Source organism: Actinomadura sp. NBRC 104425 (assembly GCF_030269545.1).
In the GTDB taxonomy this organism is placed as follows: domain Bacteria; phylum Actinomycetota; class Actinomycetes; order Streptosporangiales; family Streptosporangiaceae; genus Spirillospora; species Spirillospora keratinilytica.
Genome location: NZ_BSTN01000014.1, coordinates 75,689 through 95,537 on the forward strand (window position 1 = coordinate 75,689; position 19,849 = coordinate 95,537).

The 19,849-nt window shown below is 74.1% G+C and carries 18 protein-coding genes; 3 read left to right on the plus strand and 15 right to left on the minus strand.

The genetic code is table 11. From position 1 onward, the window contains the following. Nucleotides 1–29 precede the first annotated feature (29 nt). From QSK22_RS21165 to QSK22_RS21185, 5 genes are all read right to left on the minus strand, one after another. Nucleotides 30–404: a phage holin family protein gene (locus tag QSK22_RS21165; protein ID WP_285496005.1), complete on the minus strand. Its 375-nt coding sequence runs from the start codon at nucleotides 402–404 to the stop codon at nucleotides 30–32. Nucleotides 405–514: 110 nt separating this feature from the next. Next, entirely contained in the window at nucleotides 515–973 is a 459-nt protein-coding gene (locus QSK22_RS21170; RefSeq protein ID WP_285496006.1) for a hypothetical protein, read from the minus strand. Nucleotides 974–1,215: 242 nt separating this feature from the next. After that, complete coding sequence (locus tag QSK22_RS21175) at nucleotides 1,216–1,581, minus strand: hypothetical protein (protein ID WP_285496007.1); 366 nt, start codon at nucleotides 1,579–1,581, stop codon at nucleotides 1,216–1,218. A gap of 124 nt (nucleotides 1,582–1,705) precedes the next feature. Next, the gene (locus tag QSK22_RS21180; RefSeq protein WP_285496008.1) at nucleotides 1,706–2,590 is read right to left on the minus strand and encodes an SDR family oxidoreductase; all 885 of its coding nucleotides are present in this window, start codon (nucleotides 2,588–2,590) and stop codon (nucleotides 1,706–1,708) included. A 2-nt stretch (nucleotides 2,591–2,592) separates the two neighbouring features. Next, nucleotides 2,593–3,846 carry an MFS transporter gene (locus QSK22_RS21185; RefSeq protein WP_285496009.1) on the minus strand — a complete coding sequence of 418 codons (1,254 nt, stop codon included), beginning with the start codon at nucleotides 3,844–3,846 and terminating at the stop codon, nucleotides 2,593–2,595. Between the two features lie 79 nt (nucleotides 3,847–3,925). On the opposite strand from QSK22_RS21185, the gene QSK22_RS21190 reads away from it, so the two are divergent. Next, nucleotides 3,926–4,831, plus strand: a complete 906-nt coding sequence (locus QSK22_RS21190; protein ID WP_285496010.1) for a LysR family transcriptional regulator — start codon at nucleotides 3,926–3,928, stop codon at nucleotides 4,829–4,831. Between the two features lie 20 nt (nucleotides 4,832–4,851). After that, a complete protein-coding gene (gene recQ / locus QSK22_RS21195; RefSeq protein ID WP_285496011.1) occupies nucleotides 4,852–6,720 on the plus strand; it encodes a DNA helicase RecQ in 1,869 nt (622 codons plus the stop codon). Nucleotides 6,721–7,002: 282 nt separating this feature from the next. On the opposite strand, the gene QSK22_RS21200 is transcribed toward recQ, so the two are convergent. The 7 genes from QSK22_RS21200 to QSK22_RS21230 all read right to left on the minus strand — a co-directional run bounded on the left by QSK22_RS21200 (nucleotide 7,003) and on the right by QSK22_RS21230 (nucleotide 15,484). Further along, nucleotides 7,003–7,191: a TetR-like C-terminal domain-containing protein gene (locus QSK22_RS21200; protein ID WP_285496012.1), complete on the minus strand. Its 189-nt coding sequence runs from the start codon at nucleotides 7,189–7,191 to the stop codon at nucleotides 7,003–7,005. Nucleotides 7,192–7,243: 52 nt separating this feature from the next. Beyond that, nucleotides 7,244–9,994: an AAA family ATPase gene (locus QSK22_RS21205; RefSeq protein WP_285496013.1), complete on the minus strand. Its 2,751-nt coding sequence runs from the start codon at nucleotides 9,992–9,994 to the stop codon at nucleotides 7,244–7,246. A 77-nt stretch (nucleotides 9,995–10,071) separates the two neighbouring features. Further along, nucleotides 10,072–11,319, minus strand: a complete 1,248-nt coding sequence (locus QSK22_RS21210; RefSeq protein WP_285496014.1) for an ABC transporter substrate-binding protein — start codon at nucleotides 11,317–11,319, stop codon at nucleotides 10,072–10,074. Beyond that, complete coding sequence (locus QSK22_RS21215; protein WP_285496015.1) at nucleotides 11,316–12,434, minus strand: branched-chain amino acid ABC transporter permease; 1,119 nt, start codon at nucleotides 12,432–12,434, stop codon at nucleotides 11,316–11,318. Before QSK22_RS21215 ends, QSK22_RS21210 begins: the two co-directional genes overlap by 4 nt. Further along, nucleotides 12,427–13,317 (minus strand): branched-chain amino acid ABC transporter permease, encoded by an 891-nt coding sequence (locus tag QSK22_RS21220; RefSeq protein WP_285496016.1) that lies wholly within the window; start codon nucleotides 13,315–13,317, stop codon nucleotides 12,427–12,429. The genes QSK22_RS21215 and QSK22_RS21220 overlap by 8 nt, the downstream gene beginning before the upstream one ends. Next, a complete protein-coding gene (locus tag QSK22_RS33790; protein WP_352231465.1) occupies nucleotides 13,314–14,672 on the minus strand; it encodes an ABC transporter ATP-binding protein in 1,359 nt (452 codons plus the stop codon). Before QSK22_RS33790 ends, QSK22_RS21220 begins: the two co-directional genes overlap by 4 nt. Then, entirely contained in the window at nucleotides 14,669–15,484 is an 816-nt protein-coding gene (locus QSK22_RS21230; RefSeq protein ID WP_285496017.1) for an ABC transporter ATP-binding protein, read from the minus strand. Before QSK22_RS21230 ends, QSK22_RS33790 begins: the two co-directional genes overlap by 4 nt. Nucleotides 15,485–15,711: 227 nt before the next feature. Here QSK22_RS21230 and QSK22_RS21235 point away from each other — a divergent pair, with 227 nt between their 5' ends. Continuing rightward, on the plus strand, nucleotides 15,712–16,896 hold the full coding sequence (locus tag QSK22_RS21235; RefSeq protein ID WP_285496018.1) for a PucR family transcriptional regulator: 1,185 nt from the start codon (nucleotides 15,712–15,714) through the stop codon (nucleotides 16,894–16,896). A 73-nt stretch (nucleotides 16,897–16,969) separates the two neighbouring features. On the opposite strand, the gene QSK22_RS21240 is transcribed toward QSK22_RS21235, so the two are convergent. The 3 genes from QSK22_RS21240 to QSK22_RS21250 form a co-directional block, all read right to left on the minus strand. Next, entirely contained in the window at nucleotides 16,970–17,929 is a 960-nt protein-coding gene (locus tag QSK22_RS21240) for a VWA domain-containing protein (protein WP_285496104.1), read from the minus strand. After that, nucleotides 17,814–18,563, minus strand: coding sequence for a substrate-binding domain-containing protein (locus QSK22_RS21245; RefSeq protein ID WP_285496019.1), 750 nt, complete (start codon nucleotides 18,561–18,563; stop codon nucleotides 17,814–17,816). Before QSK22_RS21245 ends, QSK22_RS21240 begins: the two co-directional genes overlap by 116 nt. Before the next feature lie 97 nt (nucleotides 18,564–18,660). After that, entirely contained in the window at nucleotides 18,661–19,548 is an 888-nt protein-coding gene (locus tag QSK22_RS21250) for an alpha/beta hydrolase family protein (RefSeq protein ID WP_285496105.1), read from the minus strand. Nucleotides 19,549–19,849 lie beyond the last annotated feature (301 nt).

Genomic DNA, 19,849 nt, shown 5'->3' on the forward strand with positions numbered 1-19,849 from the left:
CGTCCCTCACGATCCGCCGCCGGCACGGATCAGTCGTCGGCGTCCACGAAGAGGTTGAGGAGCCAGCCGACGACGCCGACGATGATGGCGCCCCAGAAGGCCGCCCAGAATCCGGCGACGTGGAAGGCCAGGTCGAGCGCGGTGGCGATCTTGCTGGTGAGCAGGAGCAGCAGGGCGTTCACCACGAGCCCGATGAGCCCGAGAGTGAGCACGTAGAACGCGCATCCGAGGGTCTTGATGATCGGCTTGATGATGGCGTTGACCAGGCCGAAGATGACCGCGACGGCGACCAGCACGAGGGCTCGGCGCCCGGTGTCGTCTCCGGTGACGGTGATGCCGTCCAGCACCAGCGCGGCCACGGCCAGCGCCACCGCGGTGATCCCGGTCTTGATGAGAATCGACACGTCATCCATCCTGCGCGCGCGGCGCGGACGGCGTCATCACTCCGTGCGGCGATCCGCCGGACGGCCGCGTCACCGTCGGGGGCGATCCGCGGCTCGTCCGTCCGGAGCGGTCACTCGGAGCGGTCGAAGAACGGGGACGCCGCCTTGACCTGGGATCGCGCGGCGGAGCGAGGCCCAGGCGCCGGGGCGGGCGCGGCCGGGGAGGCAGGGGCGGCGGTGGCCTGGCGGGCGGCGGAGGCGGCGGCGCTGTTGCGGATGCGGGCCAGTTCGCGTTCGAGCCGCCGCTTCTCCATCTCCAGGGTGGTGAGCGACTCCTCGCGTTCCTCGCGCAGGGCGCGCACCTCGCGGCGCGTCCGAATCGTGCGGGCCGTCCCCATGCACGTGAGCACCATCCCGATGACCAGCACCACCGCGAACAGGGCACCGGCGAAGAACACCTGCCACTGGTTGTTCACACCGGGGACGGCGCTGCCGAAGACGGTCAGGGTGGTGTCGCCGGGGTTGTCCAGCACGACGCCGACGCCCACGACGGCGGCCACGGCGATCAGCAGGACTCCGAGGAAGGTCATGACTCTCCTCTCCAACGGCCACAGAGCCGAGCGGGGGCTCTCACCCTGCCAGACACCGCCGGAAACTTGTGCGTTCTGTCCGCAAATGAGAGGAGGCCACCACATCGGGTGACGAATGGTCCACCATCTGACCCAAGCGCACGCCGTTCTTGCAGACCACCGGGCCGAACCGCCGCCCGCCGGAAGGCGACCGGCGCGGGCCGATCCGGGGATCAGATGTTCGCTCCGAGGCTTACGACCGCTCAGGGTCGGGGATGGGCGACCGCGTTGTACCAGGTCGGCGGCGTGTCGAAGCGGGCGTTGGGCAGATGCAGCCGCCCGCCGGAGGCGGCCACGGTCGCCGGCACGTCGAACCGGCGGTCGCTCACCCGCCGCACGACGCGGCCCTCGGTCCCCGACGCGTTCAGCCGCAGGACGGCCACCGCGTTGAGCCGGTTCTGCACCGCCAACAGCGTCCGGCCGCGCAGCAGCAGGCCGTCGCCCTCGCGCAGCGACTCGCCGTGCAGGTCCACCCGGCGGGTCGCGACGTAGGCGTACGGCCTCGGTCCGGTCTCGATGCCCTCAGAACGGAACTCGTCCGGTAGCCGGATCGTGGTCGGGAACGCCACCCCGGAACGGTGGCCGGCGGCAGCGCGGTCTGCGGACGCGTAAGCCGACGCTCACCACGGTGACCAGCCTGAGCACGATCGCAGCGGACACTATCCAACGTCGCATGATGTGTTCCTTTTCTTCTCAGGCCCCAGTTGGCGGGGTGAAAGCGTCGGCGTGGTCGCGGATGAAGTCGGCGACGTCGCGCGGGGGGCGGCCGAGCAGGTCGGCGACCGTGTCGGTGGTGAAGTCCCCCCAGCCGGAGGCGTAGGCCTGCGCGTACTCCTCCAGCATGTCGGCGATCCATTCCGGGACGCCGTGGCCGAGCAGGGTCTTGCGCTTGGCGTCGTCGCCGGCCGGCAGATACCGGACGGGCCTGCCGAGGACGCGGCTCATTTCGTCGGCGACCTCGGTGAACGTCCGCGAGCGCGGGCCGGTGAGGGTGTAGGTGCGGCCGTGGTGGCGGTCGGGGTCGTCGAGGAGCACGCGGGCGGCGCACCCGGCGATGTCGCGTGCGTCGATCATGCCGACCCGCGCCGACGCCATGTTCAGCGCGAACGTTCCGGTGGCGGAGATGTCGGCCGCCTCGTTCAGAAGGTTCTGCATGAACCAGTGGGGGCGCAGGATCGTCCAGCGCATGCCGCACCGTTCGGTCTCCCGGTCGGACAACGCGTGCAGCCTGCCGCTGCGGGTCGGCGCGTCGTGCGCCGCTCCGACGACGGACAGCCGCACGACGCGTTCCACACCGGCCTGGCGTGCGGCCCACACGGCGTTCATGTTGTTCTCCGGTGCGCGCGGGCCGTTCGGGGTGAGCAGCCACACGTCATGCACCCCCTCGAAGGCCGGCGGCAGCGACCGGGGGTCGTCGAGGTCGCCGGTGACGACCTCGACACCCCGCCCGCGCAGGCCGGCTGCCCTGGACGCGTCACGGACGAGAGCCCGCAGGTGCACGTCGCCCCCATGCAACGTATCGAGCAGCGCGCTGGAGACAGTTCCGGTGGCTCCGATGATCAGCACAGTGCGCGGCACAGTCACTTCCCTTCAGTGGTGACGGGGAGACGGCCGGTGTCAACGGAGGGCGGCCGGCCGACGGCCCGGTTGACAGTGATGCGCTCCAACCCCAGGAGCACGACGGTCCCCGTGGAGAGGAGGGCGCCCAGGACGCACACGCCGGGCCAGCCGCCGTGCGCCCAGGCCACCGAGGTCAGCGCGGATCCCGCCGCGCCGCCGACGAAGAAGGTGGTCATGAAGGCGGAGTTGATGCGGTTGCGGGCCTCGGGCCGGAGCGCGTAGATGACGTTCTGGCTGCTGTTGAGCACCGCCTGGTGCGCCAAGTCCAGCACGACCACGCCGACGATCAGCAGCACCAGCGAGTGCGCCCCGGCGGCGAGGGCCGCCCAGGACGCCGTCAGCAGCACCGTCCCGGTGGCGGCCACGCGCTGGACGTGCCCGCGGTCCGCCAGCCGTCCCGCCACCGTGGCGGTCAGCGCACCGGCGACGCCGAGCAGGCCGAACAGGCCGATGGCCGACTCCGACCAGCCGTACGGCGGCCGCGCCAGCAGGAAGGTCAGCGCCGTCCACAGCACGCTGAACGACGCCAGGCTCAGCGCGGCGATGGCCGCCCGCCACCGCAGCAGCGGCTCGTATCGCAACATCGCCACCGTCGAGCGCAGCAGCCCCGAGTAGGACATGCGCGTGCCGCCCGCGCCGAGCCGGGGCAGGAAGGCGCGCAGCAGCACGGCCATCAGCGCCATCAGCGCCGCGTTCACCCAGTAGACCGTCCGCCAGCCGCCCAGCTCGGACAGTGCTCCGGACGCGGTGCGCGCCAGCAGCAGGCCGAGCATCAGCCCGGTCATCACCGTGCCGACCACCCGGCCGCGCTCGGCCGGGTCCGCCAGCGCCGCCGCGAACGGCACGACGACCTGGGCGCCCACCGAGGTCAGCGCGGTGAGAGCGGTGCTGATCAGCAGCACCGTGCCGTTGGCAGCGGTCGCCGACACCAGCAGGAACACCGCGGTCGCCGCGTACAGCGACACCGCCAGCCGGCGCCGGTCCACCAGGTCGCCGAGCGGCACCAGCAGGATCAATCCCAGCGCGTATCCGCACTGCGCAGCGGTCACTATCAGCGCCGACTGCGATGTCCCGGTCCCCAGCTCCCGGCCGATCGAGTCGAGCAGCGGCTGCGCGAAGTAGTTGCCGGCGACCGCCAGTCCGGTCGCCACCGACATGAGCAGAAGCAGCCCGCGGGGCATGCCGCCGACCGCATGAGGTCTCGTCGCCGTCATGCCCCCAGCCTCGAGCACGGACGATCAATGAGTCCAACACATGTTTGTCATGACATCGATCTCCGATCACGATTGATCCATGGAGCTTCAGCAGATGCGCTATGTGGTCGCGGTCGCGGAGACGCGAAATTTCACCCGGGCCGCCGAGCAGTGCCGGGTCGTCCAGTCCGCACTGAGCCACCAGATCGCCCGGCTGGAACGCGAGCTGGGCGCCAAGCTGTTCGACCGCACCAGCCGTCGCGTCCGGCTGACCCCCGCGGGCGAGGCGTTCCTGCCCGCCGCCCGGCAGGCCCTGGACGCCGCCGAACGCGCCCGCGCCGAGGTGGCGGCCGCCGCGGGCGAGATCCGCGGACGGCTGGCCATCGGCGCCATCCCCACCGTCACGGCGGTCGACCTCCCCACCGCGTTGAAGGACTTCCACCTGCGGCACCGGCAGGTGCGCATCACCCTCCGCTCGGGCGCGAGCGAGGAGCTGATCGAGCAGGTGCGGCAGGGCGGCCTGGACATCGGGTTCCTCGGGCTGCCGGTGGGCCTGCGCCCCAAAGGCGTGCGCGGCCGGGAGCTGGCGCGCGGTGATCTCGTCGCGGTGATGGCGCCCGACCATCCGCTGGCCGGGGAGGACCATCTGGACCTGCACCAGCTGTCGGCTGAGACGTTCGTCGACTTCCCCGCGGGAACCGCCGCGCGGATCCAGTCCGACCAGGCGTTCGCGGCGGCCGGAGTCCGGCGCGAGGTCGCCTTTGAGGTGACGACGGTGGACTTCATGGCCCGGCTGATCCGGCAGGGCCTGGGCATCGGGATGATGCCGGCGTCCTTCACGTCCGAACTGCCCGACCTGCCCACCGTCCGGGTCCGCGACGCTCCGGCCCGCGTGGAGCACCTCATCTGGAGCCGCTTGCGCCCCAGCCCCGCTGCCGCGGCCTTCCTGGCCCTGCTCGGCGTCCCGCAGGACGAGCCTGTGGACAACCCGCGCTGCCCGTCGTAGCCCGCCCCTAGGATGGCCGGGTGTCCTCTCACGCGAGCGAAGTGCAGACCGGCGGCGGCGCGCTGGACGTGCTGCGGCGCGTGTTCGGGTACGACTCGTTCCGCGACGGCCAGCAGGAGATCATCGAGCATGTGATCGCGGGCAACGACGCCCTGGTGCTCATGCCGACCGGCGGCGGCAAGTCGCTGTGCTACCAGATCCCCGCGCTGGTCCGTAAGGGCGTCGGGGTGGTGATCTCCCCGCTGATCGCGCTGATGCAGGACCAGGTGGACGCGCTGCGCGCGCTCGGCGTGCGGGCCGGGTTCCTCAACTCCACGCAGGACCTCGACGAGCGCCGCGTCGTGGAGGCGCAGTTCGTCGCCGGCGAGCTGGACCTGCTGTACCTGGCGCCCGAGCGGCTGCGGCTGCCCGCCACCGTGGAGCTGCTCGACCGCGGGACGGTGTCGCTGTTCGCGATCGACGAGGCGCACTGCGTGGCGCAGTGGGGGCACGACTTCCGGCCCGACTACCTGATGCTGTCCGGGCTGCACCAGCGCTGGCCGGACGTGCCGCGCATCGCCCTCACCGCGACCGCCACCCCGGCGACCCGCGCCGAGATCGCCGCCCGCCTCGACCTGGAGGGGGCCCGTCACTTCGTGGCGAGCTTCGACCGCCCGAACATCCGCTACCGGATCGAGCCGAAGACCGACCCGAAGAAGCAGCTGCTGACGCTGCTGCGCACCGAGCACGCCGGAGACGCGGGCATCGTCTACTGCCTGTCGCGCAACTCGGTGGAGAAGACCGCCGAGTTCCTGACCGCGAACGGCATCGAGGCGCTGCCGTACCATGCGGGCCTGGACGCGGCCACCCGCGCCGCCAACCAGGCGCGTTTCCTGCGCGAGGACGGCCTCGTCATGGTCGCCACGATCGCGTTCGGCATGGGCATCGACAAGCCGGACGTGCGGTTCGTGGCGCATCTCGACCTGCCCAAGTCGGTCGAGGGCTACTACCAGGAGACGGGCCGCGCCGGACGCGACGGCCTGCCCTCCACGGCCTGGCTCGCCTACGGCCTGCAGGACGTCGTCAACCTCCGCAAGCTGATCGACGGCTCCGAGGGCGACGAGGCGCACCGCCGCCGCCTGTCCCTGCACCTGGACGCGATGCTGGCGCTGTGCGAGACGGTCGACTGCCGCCGCGTCCGCCTGCTGGACTACTTCGGCGAGTCCGCCGAGCCGTGCGGCAACTGCGACACCTGCCTGTCGCCGCCGCAGTCGTGGGACGGCACGATCGCCGCGCAGAAGATCCTGTCCGCGGTGGTGCGGCTCGACCGCGAGCGGCGCCAGCGGTTCGGCGCGGGCCACATCATCGACATCCTGTTGGGCCGCAAGACCGCCAAGGTCATCCAGTTCGACCACGACGCGCTGACGGTGTTCGGCGTCGGCACGGAGCTGCGCGAGGCCGAGTGGCGGAGCGTGATCCGCCAGCTGCTGGCGCAGGGGCTGCTGGCCGTCGAGAGCAACCACGGGACGCTGGCCCTCACCGACCGCAGCGCCGATGTGCTGCGCGGCAAGCGCAAGGTGATGCTGCGCCGCGAACCCGAACGTCCCGCCGCCAAGGCCGCCGCCGCCAAACCGGGCAAGAAGTCCACCCCCGCCGCCGACCTGCCCGCGGAGGCGGTGCCGCTGTTCGAGCGCCTGCGCGCCTGGCGCGCCGCAACCGCCAAGGAGCAGGGCGTCCCCGCCTACGTCATCTTCCACGACGCCACGCTCCGCGAGATCGCCACCGTCCGCCCGGCGTCCCTCGCCGAACTCAGCCGTGTCAACGGCGTCGGCGAGGCCAAACTCGCCAAATACGGCCGGCAGGTGCTCGACACCCTCACCGGCGAAACCCCGGACGAGCCCGACCAGTGATCTTTTAGGCGACGGTGCGGACGCCGGTCCGGCCGGTCGCCGCGCGCAGGGCCGCGGCCGGCCGGTCGCGGGCCGCGGTCTGGGCGGCGATGCGCGCTGCACCCCTGCCGCCGGCGTCAAGGTCAACGCGGCCGCCGCCCTCTTCCCGAGGCTCACATCGGGGCCGTCGCGCGGACGAAGACGCCGGCGCGCACGCGTCTCAGCGTTCGCGGGTGATACCGCGCAGCAGCAGGTCAACAACGTGGCCGCTCGCCGTCTCGTCCAACGGGGCGTGGTCGAGCATCAGCCGGTCCCACAGCACACGACATCGATCACGGTCTCCGTGTCGACATCGGGTGCGACCTCGCCGCGGGCGGCGGCCCGTTCCAGGATTTTGCGCATCGCGGCGCGGCGGCTGGCCAGGAAGCGGTCGCGGAAGGTGTGGGCGAACGCGGGGTCGAGCAGCGCCTGCGCCATCATGCCGATCAGCACGGGACTCCGGGCATTCTGCGGGGCCGCGGCCTGCAGGAGGACGTCGGTGGCGTCAAGTGAGCAGGCGGGCCAGTTCCACGCGCGAGCGGATGCCCAGCCGGGAGAAGACGTTCCGCAGATGGTGATCTACGGTGCGGGGGCTGATGGTGAGCCGGGCGGCGATCTCGCGGTTGGTGGCGCCTGCGGCGACGAGCCGGGCGATCTGGAGCTGCTGGGCGGTCAGCCGGTCCAGGCCGGCCGTGCCGCCGCCGTTCACCGCCTCCCCCGCTGCGCGCAGTTCGGCACGGGCGCGCTCGGCCCATGCCGCCGCGTCGTAGCCGGCGAAGATCTGCACGGCGGTGCGCAGGTGGCCGCGGGCCTCGCGGGGGCGGCGGTCGCGGCGCAGCCGGTGCCCGTACAGCAGTTCCGTGCGGGCCAGCTCGAACGTCGCGTCGCAGTGGCCGTGCAGCCGCAGCGCCTCCTCGAAGTGCGCGGCGGCCGTGTCCTCGTCGTCGGCGAGCAGGGCGTGGCAGCGGTGGGCGAGCGCGCGCCGTCCGGGGCTGCGGGTGCCGCGCGCCCAGCGGTCGTACAGCTCGAACGCGCGGCGGGCCTCGTCCCGGCGGCCGCAGCGGGCGGCGGCCTCCACCAGGTGCGCGGTGGCCAGGACGCGGACGGCGGGATGGGCCGAGTCGGTGCCGGTCAGCAGCCGCAGCCGGGGCAGCGCGTCGGCTGGCCGGTCGTCGGCCAGGTCCAGGCACGCCAGGGCCCAGGACCCGTACGCGGCGGGACGGGCGAGCCCGTGGCGTCCCACGGTGTCACTGAGCCCGTCCAGGTGGCCGAGCGTGGCGGCGCGGTCGCCGCGGAACGCGGTGACCAGCGCGATCGTGGCCAGGTGGTCGGCGGCGATGTTGCGCTGCCCGGCGGCGCGGGCCAGGTGCAGCCCCTCCCGGGCGATGGCGGTCGCCGCCGGGTAGCGGCCGAGGAACAGTTCGGTGTGGGCGAGGATCGCGAGCGCCTGCGGCTCCAACACGGGGGCGGCGCCGCAGCGCGCGCTTGCCACCGCCCGTGCGGCCAGTTCCCGGGCGCGCCGTCCGTCGCCGCACACCATGGCGGCGAACGCCGCGTACATGACGGCCGTGCAGTCGTCGGTCTGGTCGGCGAGTTCCAGTGCCCTGGCCAGGTTCCGGGACGCGACGTCGAACCGTCCCCGGAAGGTCGCCGCCAAGCCGACGAGGTGCGCGACCACCAGCTCGGCGACCGGGCCCCGCGCGTGCAGTTGCGCCGCGTGGTCGGCGATGGCGGCGAAGGAGTGCAGGTCGCCGCCCGCTTCGGCGGCGTGCGCGGCCTTCATCAGGGTGGTGGCGGCCAGCGCGGGGTCGGAGTCGGCCAGGCGGTCGGCGGCCTCGCGCAGGATTCCGGCGGCGATGGCGGGCGTCCCGTCGTACAGCTCGATTTCGCCCTGGAGCAGCCGGGCGCGGCCGAGCCGCTCGGGGGTGTCGGCGAACGGCAGCACGGGACGCAGCATCGCACGGGCCCGGCGGGGCAGCCCGGCCGTCCACGCGTCGGCCGCGGCGGACACGTACCGGTCGGCCTTCAGGTCCAGGCCCGTGGTGAGTTCGGCGGCGCGCTGCCAGGCGCGCGAGGCGTCCAGGTACTGGCCGGTCGCGCGGGCGGAGGCGGCGGCGTCGGCGAGCTCGTCGGCGAGGGAGTCGTCCGGACGGTCCACGGCGGCGGCGCGGTGGCGGCAGCGCCGGGCCCGCTGCCCCTCCTGGTCGAGGACGTCCGCGAGCCGCGCGTGCACCCACCGCCGTTCGGCGGGCGAGGCGTCGGCGTACACCGAGGACCGGACGAGCGGCGGCACCTCCACGGCCTGCCCGTCCACGCGCAGCAGCCCGGAGCCGAGCGCCGCGTCCAGGTCGGCGAGGCCGGCGGCGCGGGAGAGGGTGTCCAGGTCGAGCCGGTCGTCGGCGACCGCCAGCAGCACCAGCCGCCGGGCCCCGGGCGGAAGGCCGAGGTAGCGCCGCCGGTAGCGGGCGCGCAGGCGGCTGCCGGCGGGCAGCGCCCGGGGCGGCGCCGCCGTGCCCGCGAGCTGCCCGGGGGTCAGCGCCTCGGCCAGTTCGACCAGTGCCAGCGGACGGCCGGCGGCCAGCTCGACCAGTTCCTCGGCCAGTTCCTCCCGGATCAGGCCCCGGGTGAGCCGGTCCAGCAGGCGCATCGAGGCGGCGTCGTCCAGTGGGGGGACGGTGAGCCGCGGCACGTCGGCCGGGCCGTCCCGCCCGCACACGGTGAACACCATGGCCACGCGGTCGTCGCGGACGCGCCGCGCCGCGTACGTCAGCGCCTCCAGCGACACGCGGTCCAGCAGGTGCGCGTCGTCCACCCAGCACAGCAGCGGACGGCCCGCCGCCACCTCGGCCAGCAGCCCGCACACGGCGGTGTACAGGGTGAACGGCGCGGCCGTGACGCCGCCGCCGTGCCCGAGCAGCGGGGCGAGCACGTCGGCATGCCGGGAGGCGTGTGCCGGGGACGACCGCCGCGCCGCGTCCACCAGCGGGCGCAGCAGCCGGTGCAGGCCCGCGTACGGCACGGCGGTCTCCTGCGGGATGCCCCGGGTGCCGACGGCGCGGAACCGGGGCGGCGCCTGGCGGACGACCGCTTCCAGCAGGGCGGTGCGGCCGATGCCGGGCGGCCCGGCGATCGCCAGTGCGCCGCCGTGTCCGGTGCGGGCCCGGGCGAGCAGCCCGCGCAGGGCCGCCAGCTCGTGGTCCCGCCCGTAGAGGGGGGCGGTGGTGGTCGTGGGGGCGAGGTCGGTTCCGAGGGTCATGTCGCACCTCCCAGCCGGATGCCGCTCGTGCGATGCGGCTCACGGCTCAGTGGCTTGCCGGCCGGGGCCGCCCGCGGTCAGCTGTGGCTCGGCGCGGCGTACCCTTTGGCGAGGTCGGACTCGGCGGCGTCGCGCACCATGCGGGTGCCGCCCACCGCCTTGGCGTCGGGCTTGACGACGTAGCTGGCGCGGGACGCGGGGCGGTCCCACTTGGAGAAGTCCTGCGGCGCGCCGCCGAACCCGAGGTCGAACGAGGTGTTGGAGCGGTGGGCCTTGACGATGCCGTCACGTGTGAGGTCCTTGCCGGCGCACGCCTTCTTGAGCGCCTCACCGACGATTGCAGCCGTTGTGTAACCCGAGTAGACGGAGCTGTCCAGGGGCTGCCCCTTGTAGGCCGCCTGGTATTCACCCGCCAGCTTGCGCACGGCCGGGATGTCGGCGCTGAACGGCGGCGCGGCGGTCAGCACGTAGTAGTCCTTCTGCAGCGCCGCGCCGACCGGGGTGGCCAGCAGCTGCTGCGCGAACGCCGAGTTGCTCGCCGCGAACGGCACGTCCAGCCCGGCGGCCGCCGCCACGCCCACCAGCGACGCGGCCTGCTTGGGGCTGACGCTGACCAGCACGGCCTTCACCCCGGCCTTGCGGAACGCGCCGACCTGCGCGGTCATGTCCGCGTCGGTCGCCTTGACCTGCTGTTCGACCAGCGTCATGCCGAGCTTGCCGGCCGCGTACTTGGACCCGGCGAGGGCGCTCTGCCCGTAGTCGCCTTCCAGGTAGATGTGGCCGACCTTGTCTCCGCGCTTGAGGCCCTTCTCCTGCGCCAGGAACGCCAGCCCGTTGATCATGTCGATGTCGTAGGTGGTGCCGGTGACCTGGATGTAGCGGCTGCCGAGCAGGTCGTGCGCCCACGCCTGCGGGATGGTCAGCAGGTGGTCGGCCTCCACCCGGGCGCGCAGCGCGTTGGTGATGGGCGACCCGATGACCTGGGGCAGTGCCGCCGACCGGGGGGCGACCTCGCTGTAGGCGGCGACGGCCTTCTGCACGTCGTAGCCGTGGTCGCGGACGACCAGCTCGACCTTGCGTCCGCACACCCCGCCGGCCGCGTTGAGCTGGTCGAAGTAGAGCTTCTGTGCCTGGGTGACGCCCTTGCCGAGCGCGGCGTACGGGCCGGTGAGGTCGGTCAACGCGGCCACGGTGATCTTGTCGTCGGTGACGCCGGGGCCGGTCTTGACGCCATCGGAGGACGAGCCGCCGGTGGCCTTGCCACTGCACCCGGCGGCCGTCAGGGCGAGCGCCAGCGCCGTCGCGGCGACGGTGAGGGTTCTCATGCGGGTGTCTCCTCGGGTCTGGAGGGGAGGGGGGACGCGGGGCGGCGGCGTGCGCGCAGGCGGATCCGGATCCGCGCGGCCAGGCCGAGCACGCCGCCGGGCAGGTACAGCAGGACGGCGACGAACGCGACGCCGTACAGCAGCCGGGCCGCCTCGGCGGGCGACATGCCGCCGGACGAGCCGGGCGGGGCGACCAGGGGGACGGCGTCGCCGTAGCGGGTGAGCAGCATGGGCAGCACGGACACGAACACCGCGCCGGTGACCGCGCCCGCCACCGTCCCGAGCCCGCCGATGACGATCATGGCGAGGTAGTCCAGGGCCAGCGTCAGGCCGAAGTACTCGGGCACCGTCCGCTGGAACGCCAGCGCGACCAGCACCCCGGCCAGCCCCGCGTACATGGACGACAGCACGAACGCCGCCGCCCGGTACCGCGCGACCGGCACGCCCATCGCGCCCGCCGCGATCTCGTTGTCGCGGATGGTGTTCAGCGCGCGTCCGGGGCGGGAGCGCAGCACGCCTCGCGCGAACAGTCCGGCGAGGACGAGCAGCAGCAGGGCCAGGTACCAGAGCCGTTCCAGCCCGCCGAACGGCACGCCCAGCACGTACAGCGGTTGGGGGGTGTCGGCGAACCGGAATCCCAGCAGCTCCATCGGCGGGACGGCGCGTCCGTTGACACCGCCGGTCACCGAGTCGGCCCGCAGCATCACATGCTGGCCGAGGAAGACCAGCGCGAGTGTGGCGATGCCCAGCGCGGGGCCTTTGAGGCGTCCGGCGATGGGGCTGCACGCGCCGCCCGCGATACCGGCGACGGCGACCGCCGCGACCGCCGCCGTCCACGTGGGCCAGCCCAGCCCGGACAGGGTGCGCCCGGCGGCCTCCTCCGGCTCGGCGGCCAGCCACACGTAGGTGTAGGCGCCCACGGCGAGGAAGAACGCGTGCCCCATGGACAGCTGACCGGCCGCGCCGGTGAGCACGTTGAGCCCGATGGCGCCGATCGCTGCGGCCATCGCGAACAGCCCGGCCTGCAGCCAGAACGGCCCGGCGTAGAACGGCACCGCCAGCAGCACGGCCAGGCCGACGGCGGCCGCGGCGGCCGTCACACGTCGCTCAGACACGGGCGGGCTCCCTGGTTCCGAACAGCCCGGCGGGGCGGGCCAGCAGCACGACGGTCATCAGCAGGTAGGGCGCGATCTCGGCGAAGCCGCCGCCGAACAGCGCCACGTCGTTCTGGTAGCCGACGACGGCCGCCTCGGTGATCCCGATCAGCACGCCGCCGACGAGGGCGCCGGTGGTGGAGTCGATCCCGCCGAGCACGGCGGCGGGAAGCGCCTTGAGCGCGGCGAGCGACGTCGTCCGGTCCAAACCGGGGGTGGGGAACACGCACATGAACAGCGCGGCGAGCGCGGCCAGCGCCCCGGCGACGGCCCAGGCGCCCGCCGAGACCCGGCCGAGCCGCACGCCCATCAGCGCGGCCGTCCGGCGGTTCTCGGCGGCGGCGCGCATCGCCACGCCCCAGGAGGTGAACCGGAACGCCAGCAGGAACGCGGCGATCACGGCGACCGCGACGGCGAACGCGGCGATGCGGGTCTGCGCGATCGTGACATCGCCGATCCGTACGACGCGGTCGCCCCACGGGTCGCCGAGCGGTAGCACCTCGGTGCCGATGCGGCGGGTCAGCTCGACGGTGAGGACGATGTCCACGCCGATCGTGACGATGCTCAGCGTGGCGTGCCCGCCGGTCCGGACGCGGCGCAGCACCACCAGCTCCACCAGCGTGGCCAGCACCGCCGTCGCCGCGACGCCCGCCAGGACGGCACCGGCGAAGCCGATGTCGTCGTGCAACACCGCGACCAGGTAGCCGCCCGCGAGCAGCAGCGACGTATGGGCGAAGTTGATCACTTCGGTGGCCTTGAAGATCACCACGAAGCCGAGCGCGATGAGCGCGTACACCGCACCGGATGCGAGCCCGTTGACCAGAATCTCCACGATCGTGCTCACCGCTGCTCCCCCTCCCCAGCCGCCGCCGAGGCCCCGGCAGCCCCATCAACCTCGCCACTTACGCCAGCGCCGGCAGCGCCGCCAGCGCCGGCGGTGCCAGCAGTGCCACTGGTTCCGGCAGTGCCAGCGATCCGGGAGACCGTCCCGACCGCGTCGGCTGCGCCAGCAGCACCAGCGGATCCGGCCGTGCCGGCAGTGCCATCGGCCCCGGCAGCCGTGCCAGCAGTTCCGGCAGCGCCAGCGGTACCAGCGGTCTCGCCAGTGCCGGCAGCGCCAGCGGTCCGGGAGGCCGTCCCGACCGCGTCGGCTGCGCCGGCAATACCAGCGGATCCGGCCGTGCCGGCAGTGCCATCGGCCCCGGCAGCCGTGCCAGCAGTTCCGGCAGCGCCAGCGGTACCAGCGGTCTCGCGGGTGCCAGCAGCGCCGGCGATCCGGGAGGCCGTCCCGACCGCGTCGGCTGTGCCACCAGCACCAGCGGATCCGACAGCACCAGCAGTGCCGCCGGTCCCGGCGGCCGTGCCAGCGGCTCCGGCAGCGCCGGGGGTCTCCACGGTGTCGGCAGTCCAGGTGGTGGTGCCGGGGGTGCCCAGGTAGGCGCGGATGACTTGCGGGTTGCTGCGGATGCTTGCGGGGGTGCCGGTGGCGATGCGGCGGCCGAAGTCCAGGACGGTGACCTCGTCGGCCAGCCGGGCGACCAGGTCCATGTCGTGCTCCACCAGCAGGATCGAGATGCCGAGCGAGGCGCGGACCTGGCGCAGCACGGCGGCCATCGCGCGCCGCTCGGGCGCGTTCATCCCGGCGACCGGCTCGTCCAGCAGCAGCACGCGCGGCTCCAGGCACAGCGCCCGGGCCAGCTCGACGCGCTTTTGCACCCCGTACGGCAGCAGCCCGACGGGTCGGCCGAGGTGCTCGGCGACGCCGACGAACTCGGCGATCTCCGCGACGCGGGCGCGGTGGCGGCGTTCCTCGCGGCGCGCGGCGGGCAGCCGCAGCCCGCAGGCGACGAACCCGGCGCGGGTGAGGCGGTGGCGGCCGAGCATCAGGTTGTCGGCCGTGCTGAGCCGGGGCGACAGCGCGAGGTTCTGGAACGTGCGGGCCACGCCGAGCGCGGCGATGCGGTGCGGCGGCAGTCCGGTCAGCTCGGTGCCGCCGAACCGGACGCTGCCCGCGGCGGCACGGTAGACGCCCGACAGCACGTTGAAGCAGGTGGACTTGCCCGCTCCGTTGGGGCCGATGAGCGCGTGCACACTGCCGGGCGTGACGGTGAAGCCGACGTCGTCCAGCGCGGTGAGGCCGGCGAACCGCACGGTCAGGCCGGTGACCACCAGTTCGGGGGCGATGGGCGCGGCGGTCATCCGGCCCACCTCGTCAGGGTGCGCTCCGGGACGTCGGCCGGCTCGTCGTCATCCGCGCCGGCCGAGCCCAGGTAGCGGCGGCGGATCTCCTCGGACGCGGCCAGCTCGGTGGACGGCCCGGACAGCGCGACCCGGCCGACCTCCAGCACGTAGGCGTGCGCGGCCAGTTCCAGCGCCAGCGCCGCGTTCTGCTCGATCAGCAGCACGGCGGTGCCCTGCCGGTTGATCGCGGCGATCGTCTCGGCGATCCGCTCGACCATGATGGGCGCCAGCCCGAGGGACGGCTCGTCGAGCAGCAGCAGCCGCGGTTCGGCCATCAGCGCCCGCCCGATCGCGAGCATCTGCTGCTCGCCTCCCGACAGCAGGCCCGCCTTCTGCCGGTCGCGCTCGGCCAGCACCGGGAACAGCTCCAGCACGCGCGCGCGGGTGGCGGCCGTCCGGCGCCGGTCGCGCCGGACGCCCAGCGCCCCGGCGCGCAGGTTCTCGCCGACGGTCATGCGGGCGAACACCTCGCGCCCCTCGGGCACCTGGACGACGCCGGCGGCGACGATCTGGTCGGGCCGCAGGCCGCGCAGCGACCGTCCGCCGGCGGTGATGTCGCCAGCGCGCACCGTCCCGCCGTGGAACCCCAGCACGCCGGACACCGCCCGCAGCAGCGTGCTCTTGCCCGCGCCGTTGCCGCCGAGCACCGCCACGAACCCGCCCTCGGGCACCTCCAGGGACACCTCCCGCAGGGCCCGGACGGGGCCGTAGTCGACGGTCAGGCCGCTCACGCTCAAAGCGGCGGCCCCGGGGCCATGCCGTACGCGCACCTGTGCCTCCTCGCGGTCGTTTCGCGGGGGGTGGGGGAGCTCACACCAACACGGGTCGGCGGGGCAGGTCTAGAGCGCCGTTCTAATACGGGGAGCGGACGCAACCGGTGCCGCCCGCGGTTGTGACCGCTCACAATCCGGCGGGTCTGGGTCTGGTCACGGCCCCGCCCGGATGCGACCATGAGCGCCCTGCGGCGGCACCTGCGGTGGCGTTCGAGGAGGCGAGCATGGCGATGCTCACGACGGTGCCCGACGGCGCCGACCGGGCGATCGTCCGCCGGGCGGTGGCGCGGCTGCGCAAGCGGCTGCCCGACCTCGCGGGACGGCTGGTCGGCGAGATCCTCAGCGGCGAGGGCGGCGACCGTCCGAGCGGGTCGCGCGAGGACCTGTGGGAGGTCTGCCACACCGGCCTCGGCCACGGCTTCGCGGCGATCCTCGACTCCGGCCGGGGCCGCGCCGACCTGACGTGGGCCGAGGAGCTCGGCCGGCGCCGCGCCGAGCAGGGCCTGCCGCTGGACCGGCTGCTGCGCTCCTACCGCCTGGCGGGCACCGTGTTCTGGGACGCGCTGGTGGAGACCGTCACTGAGGACGACCCCGCGCATGTGCCCGCGCTCGTCCGGCAGGCCACCCGCACCTGGCAGGCCATCGACCAGCAGTCCAGCGCCGCCGCGGCCGCCTACCACCGCACCGAGTACGAGCTGCTGCGGCGCAGCGTGGAGCGGGTCAACGCCGTCGTGGACGCGCTGCTGGAGGGCCGCGGCGACGGCGGCCTGATCGCCACGGCGGTGTCCGTGCTCGGCCTGCCGCCCAGCGGCCGCTACGCCGTGGTGATGCTGCGCCAGGACGAACCGGTCCGGCTCGGCGACTCGGCCGCGGGCGGCATGCGGTTCATCTGGCGGGTGCGCGCCGACGCACAGGTCGCGGTGGTCGACCTCGGCGAGGCCGGCCTGGACGACCTGGAGGCGGCGCTGCGCCCGCACCTGCACGCGCATGCGGGCGTCAGCGCCGTCGTGGACGGTCTGGCCGACCTCGGTACGGCGCGCTGGCTCGCCGAACTGGCGCTGCGCACCTGCCGTCCGGGCGAGCCGGACATCGCCCGCATCGACCGGCGCCTGCCCGAGGCGCTGCTGGTGTCGCAGCCGGAGCTGGCGGGCAGGCTGCACGAGCGGGTGCTGGGCCCGCTGGCCGACCTGGATCCGGGGACCCGCGACGTGCTGATCGAGACCCTGGCCGTCTGGCTGGAGTGCGACGGGTCGGCCGCCCGCGCCGCGACCCGCCTGTACTGCCACCACAACACCGTGCTGAACCGGCTGCGCCGCGTCGAGAACCTCACCGGCCGGCGGCTGGCCCGTCCCCGCGACCTGGTCGAGGTCGTCCTGGCCCTCGGTTCCCGCGACCTGTCCGGCGACTGAACGCCGCGCCGCCCGGCGGCCCACCGTCGCAAGCCGACCGCCGAGCTCAGGCGGTCAGCCCGGAAGCCGGGGGTCAGCAGTCGGGGGCGCACATGCGGCGGGCCATGGCCGTCCCGAAGATCTTCCGGATGTCCTCCGGGCTCCGGGCGATGTGCACCCCGCCGCGGGTGACGTCCGTGATCCGCCGCAGCTCGGCCGGATCGACGTCGGCACCGAATCCGATCACGATGATCTGAACGGGGCGGTCTGGGTCGTACTCGCGGCGCAGCGCCGCCACGGTCGCGTCGAGTGTGGGGCCGTCGGCGTCGTCGTTGCGGCCGTCGGTCATCACCAGCACCGAGTTGATCATCTCGGGCTTGTAGGTGCGCCGCATGTACCGGAACGCGGCCAGCACCGACTCGTACAGCCCGGTGCGCCCGCCCGGCTCGGGACGCAGCGCCGACAGCGCGCTCAGGATGCGCTGCCGCCGCGTCACCGACCCGACGCGCTCGCCGAGCGGCCCGACCGGGACGTTCTCCCGCCAGTCCCGCGCACCGTCCAGCCCGGTGGCGAACACCCACTGCCCCAGCTCGGTGTCGTCGGGCTGGAACGCCAGCCCCTCCTGCGCGGCCCGCGTGAGGATCTGCATGCGGGTGGCGTGCGTACCGGGCACCGTCTGCGCCATCGACCCGGACACGTCCAGCAGCGACAGCATGCGCGTGCCGAGCGACAACCGCGCCCACGACTGCACCGCGTCCCGCACCTCGCCGGGGTCGAGCGCCGCGGGTTCCTGCCCGGTGGCGCGGAACCCGAGCGAGCGGACGGCGCGCCGCGCCCGCCCGTCCCGCAGCGCACGTTCCAGCATGCGCGCCGCCGCATCCCGCGCCCCGGGCCGCGGCGCTGTCAAAACGACGGGGTAATCCAGGCTGAACGACCCTTCACTCGGATGCACGGCCACCGCCCGCCCGCCTGCACGTGACACCGCCTGCTCGGTGGTCAGCACCACGTCGGCCGACACCGTCGTGTGCGCGTCCGGGGTGAGGTTCTGCCGCATGGCCCGCACGACGTTGACGAACACCGCGTCCGGCCGCCGCGTGCCGCGCACCAGCCACCGGGGTGAGCAGCAGCGCGGCGATCCCGGCGCCGTCGCGCGCGGGATCCGGCACGGCGATCCGCCTGGTGGGCTTGTCGTCCCGCGTGCCCAGCAGGTCGTGCCAGGACGGCGGCGCCCCGCCCGCCGGCCGCCCGGGCAGGACCGCCACCAGCGGAGTCGTCGCCACCGACGTGCGCGTCACCACCGCGCCCGACGACGCCCCCGCCAGGTGCGCCCACGCCGAGGTGTCGGGAATCCACACGTCCGGCCGCCGAAGCCCGCCGTCCAGCGGAGCGTTGCCCGCCAGCGCGGCGGACATCGCGTACGACTCCACGGCCCGCACCCGCGCCCGCACGCACCGACCGCCCACGGCGTGCCGCTCGGCGCCGAACCGCGCGGCGACCGAACGCACGGCGGGCGCGATCTCCGGTGCGGCGGCGACGTCCAGGGTCAGCGCGTCCGGGCCGCCGCACCCGCGCACCCGAACGACGCCGTAGGCGACGGCCGCCGCCAGCACCGCCGCCCCGGCGGACACGGCGACGACGGCTCGGCGCCGGCGTCCGCCCATGCCGCGCACCCGATGACGGCCGCTCATCGATGGTTCGACCTCGCTTCGACGTTTCCGCACGTCAGGGCCCGGCGGCGGCCGCTGCGGGGGGAGGCGGCCGCCGCCGGGCGGATGTGTCACCCGCTCAGACGGGGCAGGTGTCGCGGTAGTCCGAGATGGTCAGGTCGTTGGGGGCCGGGCACAGGAACTGGCTGTAGCGGGTGTCGTCGTCGATGAACCGCTTCATCCAGCTGATCATGTACTTGGCCATGGTGGTGTTGGACGTCTGCGGGAAGAAGTGGCTGGCGCCGCGCAGCTCCATGTACGCCTTCTCCGGCGCGTTGCTCAGCGTCAGGTAGAAGGGGATGGAGTGGGCGGCCACGGGCGCGATGGTGTCGGCCTGGCCGCCGATGATCAGGGTGGGGGTGCGGACCTCGGGCCAGGTCGTGTCGAGGTTCCACGGGGCGATCGGGATGGCGGCCTTGAGCGAGGGACGGTCCTTGGCGGCCTCCAGCGTGCCGCCGCCGCCCATGGAGTGGCCGGCCACGGCCAGGCGCGAGGCGTCCACCCGGTTGCGGACCGAGCTGCGCTGGGTCAGGTAGTCCAGCGCGGCCAGCAGCTGGGAGCCGCGGCTGTCCGGCTGGTCGAGCAGCGTGTTGGTCTCGATGCCGAACACCACGAACCCGTGCGAGGCCAGGCGCGGGCCCAGCCACTCCAGGCTCGACCAGGTGGCGGTGAAGCCCGGCGAGATGGCGATCGCGCCGAACGTGCCCTCGCTGGTGGTGGTCGGGTAGTAGATGACGCCGCCGCCGAAGCCTGTGACGCTCAGGCCGGAGACGACGGTCTGGGACGTCGCGTACGGGCCGCGCGGCGACTCGATGAGGGCCTCGGTCGGGTCGGGCCCGTGCTGGTACGGGCTCACCGCGGTGACGGCGGACGCGGCGGCGGGAGCGGCGTGCGCGGCGGGGACGGCGAGCGCGCCGGTGCCGGCGGCCAGCGTGACCGCCAGGGCCGCCTTGGCGACGGCCCGCAGGGCGCGGAGGCGGGGGGCACGGTGGCGGGGGGCCGGAGCGGTCAGGAGCCCGGATCTGATGGGCGGGGCGCTGTCAGATGGGGTGTTCCGGGACTGCACGTCGATGCACTCCTGTTCGGGGAGGAACCACGGCACGTGGGAGCCGCGACGTGGTTCACACGGATATCGACGTGGAGAGCGTGCAACCTCCCGCGCGCGCAGGCATCGGCGAAATCGCCTGCCTCGTCGCGGCGTTGGGCCCTACCAGGGCCGTTACCGCCGGAGCCGCTGCGGCGTCAGCACCGACCGACCGTCCCCCACC